The sequence below is a fragment of the Fulvivirga sedimenti genome (assembly GCF_020328055.1).
In genome coordinates this window covers 452279-468801 of record NZ_JAIXNE010000005.1, presented here as the reverse complement: position 1 = coordinate 468801, position 16523 = coordinate 452279, and the positions used below count along the sequence as shown (strand labels likewise).

Annotated in this window: 20 protein-coding genes; 16 read left to right on the top strand and 4 right to left on the bottom strand. The window is 45.4% G+C overall.

Going from position 1 to position 16523, the window contains the following annotated elements; translation table 11 throughout:
- Nucleotides 1–52 precede the first annotated feature (52 nt).
- From LDX50_RS25820 to LDX50_RS25765, 12 genes are all read left to right on the top strand, one after another.
- Nucleotides 53–916: a M23 family metallopeptidase gene (locus tag LDX50_RS25820; RefSeq protein WP_225699169.1), complete on the top strand. Its 864-nt coding sequence runs from the start codon at nucleotides 53–55 to the stop codon at nucleotides 914–916.
- A gap of 10 nt (nucleotides 917–926) precedes the next feature.
- Nucleotides 927–1367, top strand: a complete 441-nt coding sequence (locus tag LDX50_RS25815) for a bactofilin family protein (protein ID WP_225699168.1) — start codon at nucleotides 927–929, stop codon at nucleotides 1365–1367.
- Nucleotides 1312–1539 carry an AtpZ/AtpI family protein gene (locus tag LDX50_RS25810; RefSeq protein WP_225699167.1) on the top strand — a complete coding sequence of 76 codons (228 nt, stop codon included), beginning with the start codon at nucleotides 1312–1314 and terminating at the stop codon, nucleotides 1537–1539. The genes LDX50_RS25815 and LDX50_RS25810 overlap by 56 nt, the downstream gene beginning before the upstream one ends.
- Nucleotides 1532–1918, top strand: coding sequence for a hypothetical protein (locus LDX50_RS25805; protein ID WP_225699166.1), 387 nt, complete (start codon nucleotides 1532–1534; stop codon nucleotides 1916–1918). Before LDX50_RS25810 ends, LDX50_RS25805 begins: the two co-directional genes overlap by 8 nt.
- A 91-nt stretch (nucleotides 1919–2009) precedes the next feature.
- Entirely contained in the window at nucleotides 2010–3071 is a 1062-nt protein-coding gene (gene atpB, locus LDX50_RS25800; RefSeq protein WP_225699165.1) for a F0F1 ATP synthase subunit A, read from the top strand.
- Nucleotides 3072–3103: 32 nt separating this feature from the next.
- Entirely contained in the window at nucleotides 3104–3349 is a 246-nt protein-coding gene (atpE, locus tag LDX50_RS25795; protein ID WP_225699164.1) for an ATP synthase F0 subunit C, read from the top strand.
- Between the two features lie 71 nt (nucleotides 3350–3420).
- Nucleotides 3421–3915, top strand: a complete 495-nt coding sequence (locus LDX50_RS25790; RefSeq protein ID WP_225699163.1) for a F0F1 ATP synthase subunit B — start codon at nucleotides 3421–3423, stop codon at nucleotides 3913–3915.
- 5 nt (nucleotides 3916–3920) lie between these two features.
- Nucleotides 3921–4481, top strand: coding sequence for an ATP synthase F1 subunit delta (gene atpH, locus LDX50_RS25785; protein ID WP_225699162.1), 561 nt, complete (start codon nucleotides 3921–3923; stop codon nucleotides 4479–4481).
- Nucleotides 4482–4499: 18 nt separating this feature from the next.
- A complete protein-coding gene (gene atpA, locus LDX50_RS25780; protein WP_225699161.1) occupies nucleotides 4500–6080 on the top strand; it encodes a F0F1 ATP synthase subunit alpha in 1581 nt (526 codons plus the stop codon).
- A 45-nt stretch (nucleotides 6081–6125) separates the two neighbouring features.
- A complete protein-coding gene (gene atpG, locus LDX50_RS25775) occupies nucleotides 6126–7004 on the top strand; it encodes an ATP synthase F1 subunit gamma (protein ID WP_225699160.1) in 879 nt (292 codons plus the stop codon).
- A gap of 55 nt (nucleotides 7005–7059) precedes the next feature.
- The gene (locus LDX50_RS25770; protein ID WP_225699159.1) at nucleotides 7060–7878 is read left to right on the top strand and encodes a UbiA prenyltransferase family protein; all 819 of its coding nucleotides are present in this window, start codon (nucleotides 7060–7062) and stop codon (nucleotides 7876–7878) included.
- The gene (locus tag LDX50_RS25765; RefSeq protein ID WP_225699158.1) at nucleotides 7875–8492 is read left to right on the top strand and encodes a class I SAM-dependent methyltransferase; all 618 of its coding nucleotides are present in this window, start codon (nucleotides 7875–7877) and stop codon (nucleotides 8490–8492) included. The genes LDX50_RS25770 and LDX50_RS25765 overlap by 4 nt, the downstream gene beginning before the upstream one ends.
- Here the strand turns inward: LDX50_RS25765 and LDX50_RS25760 are convergent.
- Nucleotides 8487–9065: a YdeI/OmpD-associated family protein gene (locus LDX50_RS25760; RefSeq protein WP_225699157.1), complete on the bottom strand. Its 579-nt coding sequence runs from the start codon at nucleotides 9063–9065 to the stop codon at nucleotides 8487–8489. The genes LDX50_RS25765 and LDX50_RS25760 overlap by 6 nt on opposite strands.
- Nucleotides 9066–9119: 54 nt before the next feature.
- Here LDX50_RS25760 and LDX50_RS25755 point away from each other — a divergent pair, with 54 nt between their 5' ends.
- Entirely contained in the window at nucleotides 9120–9845 is a 726-nt protein-coding gene (locus tag LDX50_RS25755) for a DJ-1/PfpI family protein (protein ID WP_225699156.1), read from the top strand.
- Here the strand turns inward: LDX50_RS25755 and LDX50_RS25750 are convergent.
- On the bottom strand, nucleotides 9827–11050 hold the full coding sequence (locus LDX50_RS25750; RefSeq protein ID WP_225699155.1) for a bifunctional alpha/beta hydrolase/OsmC family protein: 1224 nt from the start codon (nucleotides 11048–11050) through the stop codon (nucleotides 9827–9829). The genes LDX50_RS25755 and LDX50_RS25750 overlap by 19 nt on opposite strands.
- Nucleotides 11051–11151: 101 nt before the next feature.
- Between LDX50_RS25750 and LDX50_RS25745 the strand changes: the two genes are divergently transcribed.
- The 3 genes from LDX50_RS25745 to hemH are packed head-to-tail and all read left to right on the top strand — an operon-like array spanning nucleotide 11152 to nucleotide 13919.
- Nucleotides 11152–12318 carry a hypothetical protein gene (locus LDX50_RS25745; RefSeq protein WP_225699154.1) on the top strand — a complete coding sequence of 389 codons (1167 nt, stop codon included), beginning with the start codon at nucleotides 11152–11154 and terminating at the stop codon, nucleotides 12316–12318.
- A gap of 1 nt (nucleotide 12319) precedes the next feature.
- Complete coding sequence (locus tag LDX50_RS25740) at nucleotides 12320–12883, top strand: YqaA family protein (RefSeq protein ID WP_225699153.1); 564 nt, start codon at nucleotides 12320–12322, stop codon at nucleotides 12881–12883.
- A gap of 10 nt (nucleotides 12884–12893) precedes the next feature.
- Nucleotides 12894–13919, top strand: a complete 1026-nt coding sequence (hemH, locus tag LDX50_RS25735; protein ID WP_225699152.1) for a ferrochelatase — start codon at nucleotides 12894–12896, stop codon at nucleotides 13917–13919.
- Here the strand turns inward: hemH and LDX50_RS25730 are convergent.
- Together LDX50_RS25730 and glmM are read right to left on the bottom strand one after the other, a co-directional pair.
- Nucleotides 13916–15049, bottom strand: a complete 1134-nt coding sequence (locus tag LDX50_RS25730) for a cysteine desulfurase family protein (protein WP_225699151.1) — start codon at nucleotides 15047–15049, stop codon at nucleotides 13916–13918. The genes hemH and LDX50_RS25730 overlap by 4 nt on opposite strands.
- Complete coding sequence (gene glmM / locus LDX50_RS25725; protein ID WP_225699150.1) at nucleotides 15046–16449, bottom strand: phosphoglucosamine mutase; 1404 nt, start codon at nucleotides 16447–16449, stop codon at nucleotides 15046–15048. The genes LDX50_RS25730 and glmM overlap by 4 nt, the downstream gene beginning before the upstream one ends.
- Nucleotides 16450–16523: the final 74 nt, after the last annotated feature.

Sequence of the window (16523 nt, the reverse complement as noted above, 5' to 3'; positions counted from 1 at the left end):
ATAATGGACTGGAATCTATAATTTTGTTATTTAGGAAGAAATTTATGGAATATTGAGGGCAAGAAAGACATTATCCAGCTGGCTCACCAACCGGTACCTGCTGATCATCCGTAATGAGGAGAATTTCGCCGAAAAGTCTACATTTTCCTTTACATATGCCCGCGTAATACTAATCGCGGTTGTGTTTTTTGTGATCATGCTTTTTTTGAGTTTGTTCCTGGTAAAGACCGTGCTCAATCAATGGTTTGATCCCCGATATGCCCAGATGGAAGCAAGCCGCCGGCTTGCAGAACTCACTGTGAAAGTGGATTCCCTGGCTCTTGAAGTAGAAAGTAAGGACCGTTTCATCAATAATTTTAAGCGTGTCCTCTCCGGGGATACAACCGATGTATTCATGGATGTGGAAGAAATGCAGCGTAGTGCTCCTCCGGTAAATACGAATATCGATGTTACGGAGGTATCCCCCGTTGACTCCATGTTCCGACAGGAGTTCGAACAGACGGATATGTCGCTCATTAATACTTCAGGCAGCTATCGCGAACTACGGGAGGTATTCCTTTTCTCACCCATTGCCGGATTTGTTTCTGCGCCATATAATGCAAAGGATGGTCATTATGGGGTCGATGTCGTAGCCAAGAAAAATGAACCTGTGAAATGTATTGCAGATGGTACGGTTATCATGGCCTCATGGACACAGGATTCGGGATATGTGATTGCAGTACAGCACAGAAGCAACCTGATCTCTGTTTATAAGCACAATGCTGAACTCTTGAAAAAAGTTGGTAATTTTGTTAATGCGGGTGAAATTATTTCAATCATAGGAAACACCGGCGATCTAACCGACGGGCCTCATCTTCATTTCGAACTTTGGTTGAACGGGAATTCAGTGAACCCCGAGGAATTTGTAACCTTTTAACAGAAGAACCATGTTTAACGCCAAGGATGACCAGCGCAATATAGAGCTTCAGAGCAATACCAGTAATATTATCACAAAGGGAACACTGCTCGAGGGAAACCTGGATACCAATGGAAATATCCGGATTGAAGGCGAAGTAAAGGGCAATGTTAAAACTGAAGCCAAAATCGTCCTCGGGGGATCTTCTAAAATTGAGGGTGACGTAACAGCGCAAAATGCTGAGGTCGAAGGTGAATTGAAAGGAAATATTCGTGTATATGACACCCTGATCCTGAAACCCAGTTCACTTATTCATGGCGATATTACCACCAATAAGTTGATCGTAGAGTCAGGAGCCGCATTCAACGGTGCCTGCAGAATGGGTGTAACAGCCAACAGTACAATCCCCAACGATAATGGAAAACCCCAACAAACAGGGCAAAGCAACCCAACGCGCCAACCAGTATCTTAAGTTTACCAATCTGGGGCTTCAGTTGGTTGTCACGCTGGCACTCGCCGGGGCCGGAGGGTATTTCATTGATAAATGGATCGGATGGCAATTCCCTGTTTTCCTGCTTCTTTTCCTGATGATCGCCCTGGCCGGGTCGATCTACCTGCTCATCAAAAGGACATCGGATGAATAAAAAGGCATTTTGGAGATTTACGCTGTTGCTTGGCGCTACGGCACTACTCTTTCTGGTTTCGTTCCTCCTTCTGCAGTACATATGGCCCTCACTGGAAGAGGTCACTTATCCCTACCTGTCTGTTTTCGTCCTCGTTTTGGTGATCCTGCTGATCTATCTCACAAGTCTTTTTACTGTTACACCCCAGTTGTTTGTTCAGATTGTCATCGCCGGAACGGCGGTAAAACTCCTGCTTTTCGGTGCGTATAATTTTTATATGATTTACAGTGATCCGGGCCATGCACTGGCCAATGTCCTGTTCTTCTTTGTGGGATATGTGCTATTCACAATCCTGGAAATCACCAGTCTGTTTCGGTATATACGCCAGTCTCAGCAATAGGCACAGAAATTAAATCGAAATTATTTTTTTTTGGGGCATTCTTATCTACCTTTGCAGTCGAATTTTGAGGACCCTGACTGCAAGTATATAAATGATTGATAGCCACGTAAGAAATTCATTCAGAAAGATAGCAATGATGTTCACAGCGGTCATTGCTTTTTTGTCATTCAGTGTAACCGTTGCCCAGGCGGCAGGAGGTGAGGGTGAGGAGTTTAACCCTGGTGACATGATAATGCACCACGTTGTGGATGATCACATCTGGCATTTTGCTGATGGTCATTACGGCACCTTATATCTGCCGGTGATCGTATATTCGAAAGAAAAGGGTCTCGATATCTTTTCTTCATCGAACTTCTACGATGAAGAGCATAATCTCAAGCCCTACAACGGCTATATTCTCGAGCACGGGCACATAACAATTGAAGAGAGTGGTGCTTCCGTTCTTGACCTTTCGGTTACGAAAAATGTGGCAATGCTGTTTATTAACGCGGCCTTGCTCCTGCTGGTATTTCTTTCCGTGGCCCGCGCATACAAGAAAAATGAAGGGCAGGCACCTTCCGGAATCCAGTCATTCTTCGAACCTGTTATCCTTTTTATCAAGGATGAGGTGATCAAGCCGAACATTGGCAAAGGATATGAGAAATACACGGCGTATTTACTTACCTTGTTTTTCTTTATCCTTTTCGGAAACATTCTTGGCCTGCTTCCCGGAGCAGCAAACCTGACAGGTAACATCGCCGTTACTTTTGTCCTGGCGATCCTTACCTTCCTGATTACTAATTTCAGTGGTAACAAACATTATTGGAACCACATATTTAATACACCCGGAGTACCATTGCCGTTAAAGATTATCATCGTACCGGTTGAGATCATAGGTATTTTTACCAAGCCTATCTCGCTGATGATACGTCTCTTTGTGGCAATCACTGCCGGTCACATTGTTATCCTCAGCCTTATTGGCCTGGTCTTTATTTTCCGCAGTTATTTCGTGGGTATTGGAAGTACAGCGATTGTGCTTTTCATTAACCTGATTGAAATTCTTGTTGCGGCGATTCAGGCCTACGTATTTACGATGTTCTCTGCGCTGTACATTGGTTTGGCGACGGAGGATCATCACCATGAGGAGCATGATGTAGACACCGGGTTGGCATAAGGAACCTTTGTTCAATTAATAAATATAAAACTATGTTATTACAGATTTTAGTAGACATGAGCCTGGCCATTATGGGTGCTGGCATCGGTTCTGGTCTGGTTGCGATAGGCGCCGGTCTTGGAATTGGTAAAATTGGTGGCTCCGCAATGGAAGCCATGGCCCGTCAGCCTGAGGCTGCTGGAAAAGTACAGACTGCTATGCTGATCATCGCTGCCCTTATTGAGGTAATTGCGCTTTTCGGTGTTGTAGTTTGTTTGCTTATCTCATTCAAAGCATAAATGGATTCTCCGCGGCGTTAGGCCGCGGAGCCATTTTTATTATTGATTTTACAAGGCATAAGATATAACACATGGAATTACTAACCCCGGGAACCGGCTTAATTATCTGGCAGACGATCATCTTTCTGCTACTGTTTTTCCTTCTGGCGAAATTTGCATGGAAACCAATTTTGAGCTCACTCAAAATTCGTGAGGAGTCTATCCAAAGTGCATTGGATGCTGCCGAAAAGGCTAAGGATGAAATGGCTAAGTTGCAGGCTGACAATAAGAAAATGATGGATGAAGCACGTGTGGAGCGTGATGCGATCCTCAAAGAAGCCCGTGATGTTGCTAACAACATCAAGGAAGAAGCTAAAAATGATGCGGCTAAGCAAACTGAAAAAATGATTGCGGATGCCAAACTGGCTATCAATACCGAAAAACAAGCAGCTATGTCGGATGTTAAAAATCAGGTGGCAGGTCTTGTTCTTGAGGTTACTGAAAATATTCTGCGTGAAAGACTTCAGGATGATAAAGCCCAGACCGCGCTGATTGAGAAGTACGTTAAAGACGCAAACCTTAATTAAAGATCATGTCAGACTTCAGAGCTGCTTCAAGATACGCAAAATCACTGCTGGAACTGGCAAACGAACAAGGGGTGCTTGAAGAGGTGCATAATGATATGCTTCTTTTCACCAAGGTATGCAACCAGAATAAGGATTTTGGGTTGATGCTGAAAAACCCGGTGATTAAGCACGACAAGAAAAGGGCGATCCTGGAAAGCATCTTCAATGGAAAGGTGCATTCTCTTACAATGGCGATCTTCGACATAATCTCTCGTAAGAACAGGGAAGCAATTATGCCCGCCATTGCCCGCGAATTTCATAACCAGTATAATATTATTAAACAGATTGGAGTAGCCAGTGTAACAACGGCTATCCCGCTTACAGATACCCTTCGCAAAGATATGAAGGAGATTGTGGTAAAAATTACCGGTAAGAAGGATATCGATCTGAAAGAAATTGTAAACGAGGAAATCATTGGCGGATACATCCTTAAAATGGGTGATCAGCAAATCGATGATTCCATTCGGACAAAATTGAAGACCTTGGCGAAAGGATTCAGCCAAAATCATTATATCAAAGAAATTTAAATTTAATAGCTAAATATCATGGCAGACGTAAGACCCGATGAAGTTTCAGCGATACTGAGAGAACAACTTTCAGGAGCCAAAACTGAAGCTGAATTAGAAGAAGTAGGTACCGTACTGGAAGTCGGTGATGGTGTAGCCCGTATCTATGGGCTTTCTAAAGCTCAGTCTGGTGAGCTCCTCGAATTCGAGAACGGATTGAAAGCACTCGTACTGAACCTTGAAGAAGATAACGTGGGTGCCGTACTACTGGGTGAATCACAGGACATCCGTGAAGGCGATACCGTTAAGCGTACCGGAAAAATTGCCTCTATTAAGGCTGGTGACGGAATGCTTGGCCGCGTGGTTGATACCCTCGGAAAACCGATCGACGGAAAAGGCCCCATCGAAGGTGACCTTTACGAGATGCCCCTGGAACGTAAAGCACCGGGTGTTATTTATCGTCAGCCGGTAAATGAACCGCTTCAAACAGGTATCAAGGCGATCGACTCCATGATTCCAATCGGCCGTGGCCAGCGTGAATTGATCATTGGTGACCGTCAGACTGGTAAAACAGCTGTTGCACTGGACACCATCATCAATCAGAAAGAATTTTATGAAAAAGGTGAACCGGTTTACTGTATTTATGTAGCCTGCGGACAAAAGGCATCGACTGTAGCCGGTGTTGTGGCTGCACTTGAAAAAGCCGGAGCCATGGATTATACAGTTGTAGTTTCCGCTGCAGCTTCAGATCCTGCACCTATGCAGTTCTTTGCGCCCTTTACCGGTGCGTCAATCGGGGAATATTTCCGTGATACAGGTCGTCCCGCTTTGGTAATTTATGATGACCTTTCAAAGCAGGCGGTTGCTTACCGTGAAGTGTCACTACTTCTCCGTCGTCCTCCAGGACGTGAGGCTTATCCCGGAGACGTATTCTACCTGCACTCGCGTCTTTTAGAGCGTGCAGCAAAGATTACCGAAAGCCAGGAAATCGCATCGCAGATGAACGATCTTCCTGAATCACTCACCAGCATTGTTAAAGCGGGAGGATCCCTGACCGCATTGCCTATTATTGAAACACAGGCAGGTGACGTTTCGGCTTATATTCCTACCAACGTAATTTCCATTACTGACGGTCAGATCTTCCTCGAAACGAACCTGTTCAACTCCGGTATTCGTCCGGCAATTAACGTAGGTATCTCCGTATCAAGAGTTGGTGGTGCCGCTCAGATCAAATCCATGAAAAAAGTGGCTGGTACGCTCAAACTTGACCAGGCGCAGTTCCGTGAACTGGAAGCATTTGCGAAATTTGGATCCGATCTTGATGCTGCGACGAAGCTTACTATTGAACGTGGACGCCGAAACCTGGAAATCCTGAAACAGCCTCAGTTTTCACCAGTTCCGGTGGAAGAGCAGGTAGCTACGATTTATGTTTCTACCAATGGGTATATTGATGATGTGCCTGTAGAAAAGGTGCGTGAATTTGAGCGTAACTTCCTTGACATTCTGAGGTCTAAGCATAGTGATGCACTTGCATCACTGCGTGCAGGAAAACTGGAAGATGCGACTACAGATGTATTGAAAAAGGTTGCTGAAGACCTTACCAAGGAATACACAAACTAAGAGGAACCTTCGGACCGGCTTAGCCGGTCCGGTATTCTGAAACCTATGGCGAATTTAAAGGAAGTTAAAAACAGAATTCAGTCGGTAAACTCGACGCAGCAGATTACCAAGGCCATGAAAATGGTGGCGGCGGCAAAATTGCGACGTGCACAGGATAATATTACCCGTATGCGTCCGTACGCCGCAAAACTTGCATCGCTGCTTCAAAATCTGTCTGCCGATGGCGAACAGGAAGAATCGAGCAAATATGCCGTTCAGCGTCCGGCCGAAAAGATCCTCCTGATGGTGGTAACCTCCGATAAAGGTCTTTGCGGTGCTTTTAACAGTAATATCTTTAAAGCAACACTCCGACAGATCAAGGAAAAATATCAGGCACAGTTCGATGTGGGAAATGTTACTATCATGCCCATCGGAAAGAAGGGACTGGATTATTTCCGTCGTCGTGAATACAAAATGATTGATGATTTCTGGAATATGTTCAGCCCGGTTTCTTTTGAGAAAGCTTCCGAGGCTGCGCAGTTTGCCATGGATGGATTCGTGGAAGGACGTTTCGACCATGTTGAAATCATTTACAACGAATTCAAGAACGTGGCAACGCAGGTATTGCAAACAGAGCAGTTTCTGCCGGTGAAGCCTGCTGAAGTTGAAGCGGGGAATAAATTTGAGGTCGACTATATTTTCATGCCTTCACGTGAAGATATCGTTGTAGACCTGATACCCAAATCGCTGAAAATTCAGGTTTATAAAGCTGTCCTGGATAGTAATGCCGCGGAACATGGCGCCAGGATGACGGCCATGGATCAGGCGACCGAAAACGCTGGTGAATTATTGAAGGAACTTCGCCTTACCTATAACAGAACCCGTCAGGCAGCCATTACCAAGGAAATCCTTGAAATTGTTGCAGGTGCAGAGGCACTGGGATAATATCAGATATTTCATAAAAAGCGGACCTATCGTCCGCTTTTTTCGTTTATAAGACATGCGTTTCCTGCGTTTAGTGAATATTCTGAGCATCGATGTTGCACTTGGTGCCGCAGCCCTGGCCATAGTTCTGGCCCGCCTGTGGAATATTCAACTTCCATTAACAGTTCCTCCAATGCTCGCCATGATTGTTTGGGTCATTTATACTTTCGATCATATTAAAGATGCGAGGGATACTAAAATGCCGGGTTTGTCCTCCCGGAGAAACTTTCACAGAACTTATTACAGGCCGCTGGTATTGGTAAGTATCCTGATGCTGATCATTTCCGGGGTATTGCTTTTTACGCTTCCGCTAAGACTGGTTCTTTTTGGTTCTGCCCTGTCATGCCTGGTTATGGCCTATTATTTTTCCCTGTACTTTTTAAAGACGGGCATTTCTGTGAAGGAGGTTTCCATAGCGCTGCTTTATACAGCAGGCATCGTGATCGGACCACTGGCCTGTGGAACCCCACCCGACGGCTTTCTGATTCATATTATTCAGCTGTTTCTTCTCGCGTTCAATAATCTGATTTTGTTTTCCTGGTTTGACCGCGATGTGGACGTTAAAGAAGGTTTTACAGGAATTATTCAACGGGTCGGACAAATCAACAGCCGCCGACTGCTGCTCGCACTTCCTGCTTTTCAAATTTTCCTGGCAGGTAGCCTGTTGATATCGGGATTTTTCCCGGTTTTTGAAATGATATGGATGCTGATGGCCGCGATCCTGATTTTTCCTGCTCTTAGCCCCGTTTATTGGGAGGCAGGTTCGCGTTATCGGATTGTGGGAGACGCGCTGTTCTTTCTTCCCTTAGCTGCATTATTATTTTCATCTCTATGAATGCCGATGTCATAGCGCCGGTCTATGATTCCCTGTCAAGACTTGTATTTGGAAATTCACTCTACGAAGCTGCCGCCTGGACTTACTCCTTTATTCCTTCTAATAGTAAAATTCTCATCGTCGGTGGGGGCACGGGAACAATCCTTACGGATCTGGATAAACCCGGTGCGGGTTTTATGATCGACTATGTGGAATTATCATCTGTCATGGTTTCACTTAGCGAGCGTCGGGCTCCCTTTAATCATATCCATGTTAATTTCCATCAATGTGATATTATGACCTGGAGGGATGGTTCTGATTATGATGTAATCATTACACCCTTCTTTCTGGATTGTTTTGGTAAGGCCGATCTGGAGCTTGTGATAAGACGCCTGACGAGATTGATCAAAAGTGACGGGCTCTGGTGTTTTACTGATTTTGTTGAGACAAAGAGCAAATGGCAGCGTGCACTCATCCGGTTTATGTATTTATTTTTTCGCCTGACCACAGGGCTGACTAATGACCGGCTTCCGGATTATGATACGGTTTTCAGGGCTAATTCACTTCGGCTTACCGCCGTTCAAACATTTTACCACGGAATGATCGAAAGCAGGCTGTATCAGCCGGTATCATGACGGCTTTTCTGATGGATTCCTGAGTCCGGCACGCAGGCGGGAAATTATCGTATTGAGCCGTTTTTCAACCGTTTCCGGACGTTTGGCGTCGGTGATCCACCGGATATATTCCTTTCGGTTCGTGGCCGATAGATTCATAAAAAACGATAAGGCGCTGTCATCCGTTTTTAATACTTCCATTAAATTTTGCGGAATGTTAACCGATGTCTTTTCAGATCTTTTTACATCCGCATCGGGTCGGATGCGGAGTGCTGACCAATCATCGTCTATGCTGATCTGTGAAACAGGAGCAAGACCGTCTGCTCCCAAAATGCCCCAGATGATATCCCTGGAGAGATCTGATTTGATGGATGAGGATTTTTTTGGATAGGCAATCCAGCATGCTACAGTGTCAAAAGGCAATGTGATTAGCTGCGGAAGATATTTTACAAGTTTCTGTTTGTCTTCGATAAAAACAATTGCCAGCCCGGGACCTGATTCAGGCCATTCTCTGGAAGAGGATTCATCCGCAAAGGCCGGATAGTTTTCAGGCTGATCGATCAGGTGCAGGATTTGACCGTCCTGTCTTCTCATTTTTTTTAAAACAGAATTTTCAGACATACCTGGATTTTATTTTAAATTGGCTCCATGCTAAAGATAATAAAAGTACTGCTTCTGTCCATTCTGGTATCTTCATGCGGATCATCAGAGACGGACCAGGAGGTGATTTATGACGTTGTTCCTCAATTGCCTGGAAAAGAGCTCAATGTGGCATTTGTGCTGGTTGATGGCGTTTATAATTCTGAGCTGGTCGCACCGATGGACATATTTCATCATACTATATTTCATACAGATCCGGCCATGAAAGTATTTACTGTCGCGCCGGATACATCTGTCATTACAACTTTTGAGGGTCTTCGGATTCTTCCCGACTATTCCTTTTCATCTTCGGATCTTCCCTCTATCGATATTCTTGTTGTGCCCAGTGCTGAACACAGCATGAATAAAGACCTGGAAAATGAAGCACTTATTGGTTTTGTCCGTGACAAAGGTACAACTGCCCGTTATGTGATTTCTTTATGTGACGGAGCGTTCGTACTGGCAAAAGCAGGATTTGCTGATGGCAGAAAATCAACCACCTTTCCGTCTGATATCCAGGCCTACAAAGAAATGTATCCTGATCTGGATGTTCTCAGTGGAGTGAGCTTTGTTCATGACGGAAAATTGATCACATCTGCCGGTGGAGCAAAATCGTATGACCCGGCCCTTTATCTGTGTGAATTACTTTACGGCAGGGAAGTGGCAATCGGACTGGCCGGGGGTTTGGTTATTGACTGGGATCTTGCCGGTATAGATCATGTAGTTGTTCCGTGATAGGTATCGGTCACAATCCTGATCTTACCTGAAAGGGTTTTATGAACCGGACATCTGTCCGCAATTTCCATAAGCCTTGCTTTCTGATTTTCATCCAGCGGGCCGATCAGCTGAATTTCCCGGGTAATCTGATCGATTCGTGCATTAGGGTCATCACTATCCTCAGAATCACTTTCATGAACCTTGTCATGTTCAATATGAACGATGGCTTCTTCGAGCGGCCAGCTTTTACGATCAGCATACATTCGAAGGGTCATGGATGTGCATGCTCCCAGTGCCGAAATGAGGAGATCATATGGGGTTGGGCCCAGGTCACTGCCACCAACAGATTCTGGCTCATCAGCCAGGAACGAATGCCTTCCGGCCCGGATCTCTGTGGTGAACCCGTCATCTCCCGTACGTACTACTACCTGCCGATCAGATTCAGGAAGTGATGCTCCCCTTGACAGGCTGAGGTATCGTTCTGCCCATGCAGCGATTACCTTACCGGTATAAATGGAATCATCCTTATCGCTGAGCAAGTGATTGGCACCATCCAGCGATACGAAACTCTTGGGATGGTGAGCCCGTTCATAAATAATCCTGGCATTATCAATACCTACGATCGTATCCTGGGGTGAGTGCATAATCAGGAGTGCCTTTTTTAATTTAGGAACGATCTTCTCAAGATCTTTCTCCCGGATGTCAGTCAGAAATTGTCGTGTGACATTGAAAGGCCTGCCCCCGATTGAAACTTTTGCCTGCCCATTGCTTTCAATTTCTTCCAGGCTGTCTTTTAGCAGGTGTTCCACATGAACCGGATCTGCAGGTGCACCGATCGTCGCTACGGCCCTTACAGATTCTATTTCATACGCTGCCGCAAGAACGGCTGCTCCGCCCAGTGAATGCCCGATCAGAAGTGATGGTGCTCCATGCTCCGTTTTAAGGTAATCAGCCGCAGCGATAAGGTCGTTAATGTTGGAAGTGAAATTGGTTGCGCTGAAATCACCCTCACTTTCTCCCAGCCCGGTAAAATCAAACCGCAGAACGGCAATATTGGACAGGTTGAGCGATCGGCTGATGTTGATTACAGCATTGAGATCCTTTGAACAGGTAAAGCAATGTGCGAAGATCGCCCATGCTTCAGGCTTTGAAGTTGGTAATTCAAGGCGCGCGATTAAGGATTGACCCTGCTGATTGAGGAAAGAAATTTTTGTTGAATTCATAGGATATGGTCTCAATTAAAGATACAAAAACCTCATGGTAATCAGGGACGCATCCCGGAATTCAGGTCGGAAATACCGCGCAGAAAGCGTATAATTGCAGGATGAAGATTGTAGAAGTCACCGATTCCTCCCTTGCCCGGGAATTTTTACTTTTTCCACTCTCTGTTTACCGGAATACCAAAACCTGGATCCGTCCGCTTGACAAAGATATTGAGGCTGTCTTCGACCCGAAAAAAAATAAAGCATTTCGGTCGGGCGAATGCTGTCGCTGGGTAGCGATGGATTCCGACGGCAAAGTTACCGGCCGCATTGCGGCGTTTGTAAATAAGAAAACGGCCTTGAAAGGCAATGATCAACCAACCGGAGGTCTGGGATTTTTTGAGTGCACAGAGGATCGGGAAGTTGCTTTTGCGCTTTTTGATACGGCCCGGAAATGGCTTGAGGAAAAAGGCATGGAGGCCATGGACGGTCCGATAAATTTTGGTGAGCGCGATAAATGGTGGGGGCTGCTGGTGGATGGATTTGACCTTGAGCCGAATTATAATTGTAATTACAATCCACCGTATTACCAGCAGTTTTTTGAGGACTACGGATTTCAGATTTATTTCAAACAATTCACCTTCGGCAGGAAGGTTCGCGAACCTTTCCATCCCCGTTTATACGAGAAGGCAAAGAAAGCGATGGAAAACCCAGGCTACAGGTTTGAGCATCTCCGTCTCAAAAACCTGGATAAATACACCGAGGATTTCAGAGTTGTATATAACAAGGCCTGGGCCAGGCATACCGGAGTAGCCGAGATGTCTTCTCTTCAGGCAAAAGCCATTATGAAACAGATGAAGCCGATCATCGATGAGAAAATCATCTGGTTCGGATACTATGAAAATGAGCCCGTTGCTTTCTACATCAACCTCCCCGAGGTAAACCAGATATTTAAACATGTAAATGGCAAGCTGAACTGGATCGGAAAATTGAAATTTCTCTATCATAAGACATTCAAGACCTGTAAGAAAATGCTGGGGCTTGTCTTTGGCGTGGTTCCCGAACACCAGGGGAAAGGACTTGAAGGTGCCCTGGTTATTGCCACAGCAGGCATGGTCCAGGAAGCCTATACCCAGTACGATGACCTAGAAATGAACTGGATTGGAGATTTCAACCCGAAGATGATCCGTGTGGTGGAACAAGTGGGCGGAGATATAGTAAAGACGCACCACACATACAGAAAGTTATTTGATGAAACAAAGGAGTTCAAAAGAGCTCCCATGCAGTAACATGAACCGGCGCAGCAAATTTCTCCTTAAAAATCTGCTCAAGGGCCTCTTCTGGCTTGCAGTGATTGTGATCATTTATGAGTTATTGCAGCGATATACTGAAGTTGATGAATTCATCAACTACCTGGGTAACTGGCCCATCCTTATTTATTCGGTATTCATACTTTCTGAGATCATCTTTGGTATAATTCCGCCTGAACTATTCATGATCTGGTCCCTGAATAACGGGCTATTTGATAGCTACGTTCTGAATGTAATGTTACTGGCAACTATTTCGTACCTGGCCGGAATACTCGGGTATCATATTGGGAAATATCTGCTGGAATTCAAATGGACACAAACGTTCATGCAAAAGAACGTGCGCCGGTACAAGAACCTTCTTAATAAATATGGCGGCTTCCTTATTTTCGTGGGAGCCGTAACGCCTGTTCCGTTTTCCGCAATTTGTATGCTGATGGGCGGAACACAATACCCCTTTTCGAGGTTTCTATTGATATCATTAGCTCGTTTCGGCCGTTTTGCCGCGTACGCCTGGGTAATTTGGCAGACAAACAAGCCTGTATGACAAAAATATTATGACTGAAAGTATAAAAAAGAAACGAACCGGAGTATTATTGGTTAATCTGGGAACACCCGACAGTCCGTCGGTAGGGGATGTTCGTTCCTATTTGTCGCAATTTCTCAATGATCCACGGGTCATTGATATTCCCTGGATTCTCAGGAAGATTCTCGTCAACCTGATCATCGTACCATTCCGGGCACCGAAGAGTGCAAAAGTTTATAAGGAGCTTTGGACAGAACAGGGATCTCCATTAATCATTTATAGCGAACGTGCCGCTCAGTTGCTGCAGGATGAGCTGGACCCTTCTTACAAGGTGCATCTGGCCATGCGCTATAAAAACCCGTCTATTCCCGATGTGTTGGAAGAAATGCGGAAGGCAAATTACGACAGGATCATAGTGGTTCCGATGTTCCCCCAGTACGCCTCGGCAAGTACAGGAAGTGCGCTGGAAGAAGTGATGAGGGTAATCAGTTCCTGGTGGGTTATTCCGGAATTGCGTATTGTAAGTCAGTACTACGACCATCCCGACTATATCGACGCCTTTGTAGAAAGAGGATCGGCCTACAATCATCAGGAATATGATCATGTGCTTTTCTCCTATCACGGATTGCCGGAAAGGCAGGTGGATAAGGTGTATGGCGAAGGATTATGCACAGATCGTGATTGCGAGCATGAAATTACCGATGAAAATAAGTACTGCTATAAGGCGACATGCTATGCCACCACCCGTTTACTCGCACAAAAACTCGGTATCCCTGAAGATCATTATACTGTTTGCTTTCAGTCACGACTGGACAAGAAATGGCTGGAGCCTTTTTCAGACAAGGTGGTGATTGACCAGGCAAAAAAGGGCGCTAAAAAATTGCTGGTATTCTCTCCGGCGTTCACGGCAGACTGCCTTGAAACTATCATCGAGATCGGTGATGAATATCAGGAATTATTTGAAGAACACGGGGGCGATAAGGTTCAGCTCGTAGAGAGTCTGAATGACCATCCACTCTGGATCCGTTGCCTGAAAGATCTCGTACTTATGGCCTAATTTTGATAAAATTCTTTGAGTACAGCAGCTGCCCTGTCGACATCTTCTGTCGTGTTGAATTTGCTGAAGGAGAATCTCACAGCACCTCTTTCTTCCTGTTTACCGATAGCAGAAAGTACGTGTGATCCTGTAGTGGCTCCGCTGGCACAGGCAGAGCCGCCGGAAGCACAAATGCCATTCAGGTCCAGGTGGAAAAGAAGCATGTCATTTTTATCAGAGGGCGGAAGTGACACATTCAGGACGGTGTACAAACTTTGACCGGCTTCTGCAGAAAGACCGTTGAATTCGACCCCTTCCACCGCATCTTTCAGTTGAGAGATCATGCGGCCCTTCAGCGACAAAATGTAGTTGCTGTCCTGCTCCATATGATGAACCGCCAGCTCCAGGGCCTTGGTAAGACCTACAATTCCCGCCACATTTTCTGTCCCTCCACGCATATTGCGTTCCTGTGATCCTCCGTGAATGTAGGCGTCAATTTTCCTGTTCTTATTGACATACATGAATCCCACTCCTTTCGGACCATGAAACTTGTGGGCTGATGCGGCAATCCCATCCACCTGCAATACCTGCAAATCCAGGGGAAAATGACCAACAGTCTGAACTGTATCACTGTGAAAAATGGCACCGGCTTCACGGCAAAGTGTACCTGCCTGTTCCAGATCAAGTAAATTCCCTATTTCATTATTGCCGTGCATCAGGCTTACCAGGCTCGATGGATATGCTGAAAGCAACCTTTTAAGATCCTCAAAGTCAATTCTTCCTGATTCATCGATTTTCACATAATGCACCTGCAATAAGCCCAGATCCTCCATGTACCCGAGGGTATGAAGGACTGCATGATGCTCAACAGGAGAGGTTATGGCATGCCGGATTCCAAAAGCACGGGCAGCAGACCAAAGAAATGTATTATCAGCTTCAGTGCCTCCTGAGGTAAAATATATCTCCATGGGTGATGCGTTCAGCAAACCAGCCACGGTTTTTCTCGATGTTTCCAGGGCTGCTTTTGCTTCCCGTCCTATGGCGTGTATGGAAGACGGATTGCCATAGAAATTCTTCAAATAGGGTTCCATCTCGGCGAATACAGCCGGGTCAATTGGTGTGGTTGCCGCATTATCGAGATAGATACTCATTCCTTAACTGAATTCATATCGGCAATTACATCCTTGATATCTGCAATTAGTTTGTTCGCCAGGTGTTCCGCTGTTGATTCTGAAGATGACTCGGAGTAGATACGGATAATGGGTTCGGTGTTGGATTTTCTGAGGTGTACCCATTCTTCGTCCCATTCGATTTTTACACCGTCGATCGCATTGATAGGCCGCTTTGAATATTTCTTCCTGATACTATCGAGAATGCCGTCTACATCGATCTCGGGCGTTAGTTCAATCTTATTTTTAGAAATATGGAAGTTCGGATATGAAGCCCTCAATCGGGAGGCCTTCATGCCACTCGTAGCCAGGTGCGACAAAAACAAAGCGATTCCAACCAAGGCGTCTCTTCCGTAATGCAGTTCAGGATAGATTACTCCTCCGTTACCTTCACCTCCGATTACAGCATTTTGTTTTTTCATTTCGGTGACAACATTTACTTCTCCGACAGCCGAAGCGAAATAATTGCCGCCTTTTTCCTCAGTCACTACCCGCAGCGCCATTGTGGAAGACAGGTTTGAGACGGTATTTCCTTTGTTGTGGCCAAGTACATAGTCAGCCACCGCTACCAGCGTATATTCTTCACCAAAGGGTGTACCGTCCTCCTGAAGAAGTGCCAACCGGTCCACATCGGGATCAACGACAATCCCCAGATCATAATTTCCTTTATTCATTTCATTGGAAATATGAGTGAGGTTTTCAGGAAGAGGCTCAGGATTATGCGGGAAATGACCGGTAGGGTCACAATAAATTTCTTTGATGTGTTCAACCCCCAATGCCCGTAAAAGCCTGGGAACGGCAATTCCGCCTGTTGAATTTACGGCATCAACGGCAACTTTGAATTTTGCCTCTGCAATGGCCTTTGTATTCACCAGAGGCAAATCCAGAATAGCCTTGATATGTTTATCAAGATAGCTATCATCTTTTTTATAGGTCCCAAGATGAAGGACTTCGGCAAATTCATATGAATTGTCCTCCGCAATCTTCAACACGGTCTTTCCTTCCTCATCTGAAATGAACTCCCCTGCCTGGTTCAGTAATTTAAGTGCATTCCACTGTCCGGGATTATGGCTGGCCGTAATGATGATCCCGCCCGAAGCTTTCTCCATCGTAACCGCCATCTCAACAGTTGGAGTGGTAGACAATCCAAGATCTACCACGTCAATGCCCATGCCGATCAACGTCTGACTTACCAATTGAGAGATCATCTCCCCTGAAATACGGGCATCCCTGCCGATAACAACTTTGTTTGAATCGCTGTTGCGCATGGTCCATGCCCCAAAAGCTGCGGCAAATTTAACGGTATCCAGCGGTGTTAAGCCAGATCCTGGCTGTCCGCCAATTGTACCTCGAATTCCTGAAATTGATTTGATTAAAACCACTCTGTTAGCACGTTAATGTGCGTTAAATTTAAAAAATTAGAAGCAGGATTTGGGTTTATCAGAGAAAAATGAAT

What these genes read in the sequence shown, in the direction of transcription:
- atpE (WP_225699164.1), top strand. Translation starts at nt 3,104, where the DNA reads ATGTTATTACAGATTTTAGTAGACATGAGCCTGGCCATTATGGGTGCT.
- LDX50_RS25750 (WP_225699155.1), bottom strand. Translation starts at nt 11,050, where the DNA reads ATGAATTCAACAAAAATTTCTTTCCTCAATCAGCAGGGTCAATCCTTA.
- LDX50_RS25805 (WP_225699166.1), top strand. Translation starts at nt 1,532, where the DNA reads ATGAATAAAAAGGCATTTTGGAGATTTACGCTGTTGCTTGGCGCTACG.
- hemH (WP_225699152.1), top strand. Translation starts at nt 12,894, where the DNA reads ATGACTGAAAGTATAAAAAAGAAACGAACCGGAGTATTATTGGTTAAT.
- LDX50_RS25815 (WP_225699168.1), top strand. Translation starts at nt 927, where the DNA reads ATGTTTAACGCCAAGGATGACCAGCGCAATATAGAGCTTCAGAGCAAT.
- LDX50_RS25770 (WP_225699159.1), top strand. Translation starts at nt 7,060, where the DNA reads ATGCGTTTCCTGCGTTTAGTGAATATTCTGAGCATCGATGTTGCACTT.
- LDX50_RS25765 (WP_225699158.1), top strand. Translation starts at nt 7,875, where the DNA reads ATGAATGCCGATGTCATAGCGCCGGTCTATGATTCCCTGTCAAGACTT.
- LDX50_RS25730 (WP_225699151.1), bottom strand. Translation starts at nt 15,049, where the DNA reads ATGAGTATCTATCTCGATAATGCGGCAACCACACCAATTGACCCGGCT.
- LDX50_RS25740 (WP_225699153.1), top strand. Translation starts at nt 12,320, where the DNA reads ATGAACCGGCGCAGCAAATTTCTCCTTAAAAATCTGCTCAAGGGCCTC.
- LDX50_RS25810 (WP_225699167.1), top strand. Translation starts at nt 1,312, where the DNA reads ATGGAAAACCCCAACAAACAGGGCAAAGCAACCCAACGCGCCAACCAG.
- atpB (WP_225699165.1), top strand. Translation starts at nt 2,010, where the DNA reads ATGATTGATAGCCACGTAAGAAATTCATTCAGAAAGATAGCAATGATG.
- LDX50_RS25745 (WP_225699154.1), top strand. Translation starts at nt 11,152, where the DNA reads ATGAAGATTGTAGAAGTCACCGATTCCTCCCTTGCCCGGGAATTTTTA.
- atpG (WP_225699160.1), top strand. Translation starts at nt 6,126, where the DNA reads ATGGCGAATTTAAAGGAAGTTAAAAACAGAATTCAGTCGGTAAACTCG.
- LDX50_RS25760 (WP_225699157.1), bottom strand. Translation starts at nt 9,065, where the DNA reads ATGAGAAGACAGGACGGTCAAATCCTGCACCTGATCGATCAGCCTGAA.
- atpA (WP_225699161.1), top strand. Translation starts at nt 4,500, where the DNA reads ATGGCAGACGTAAGACCCGATGAAGTTTCAGCGATACTGAGAGAACAA.
- atpH (WP_225699162.1), top strand. Translation starts at nt 3,921, where the DNA reads ATGTCAGACTTCAGAGCTGCTTCAAGATACGCAAAATCACTGCTGGAA.
- LDX50_RS25755 (WP_225699156.1), top strand. Translation starts at nt 9,120, where the DNA reads ATGCTAAAGATAATAAAAGTACTGCTTCTGTCCATTCTGGTATCTTCA.
- LDX50_RS25790 (WP_225699163.1), top strand. Translation starts at nt 3,421, where the DNA reads ATGGAATTACTAACCCCGGGAACCGGCTTAATTATCTGGCAGACGATC.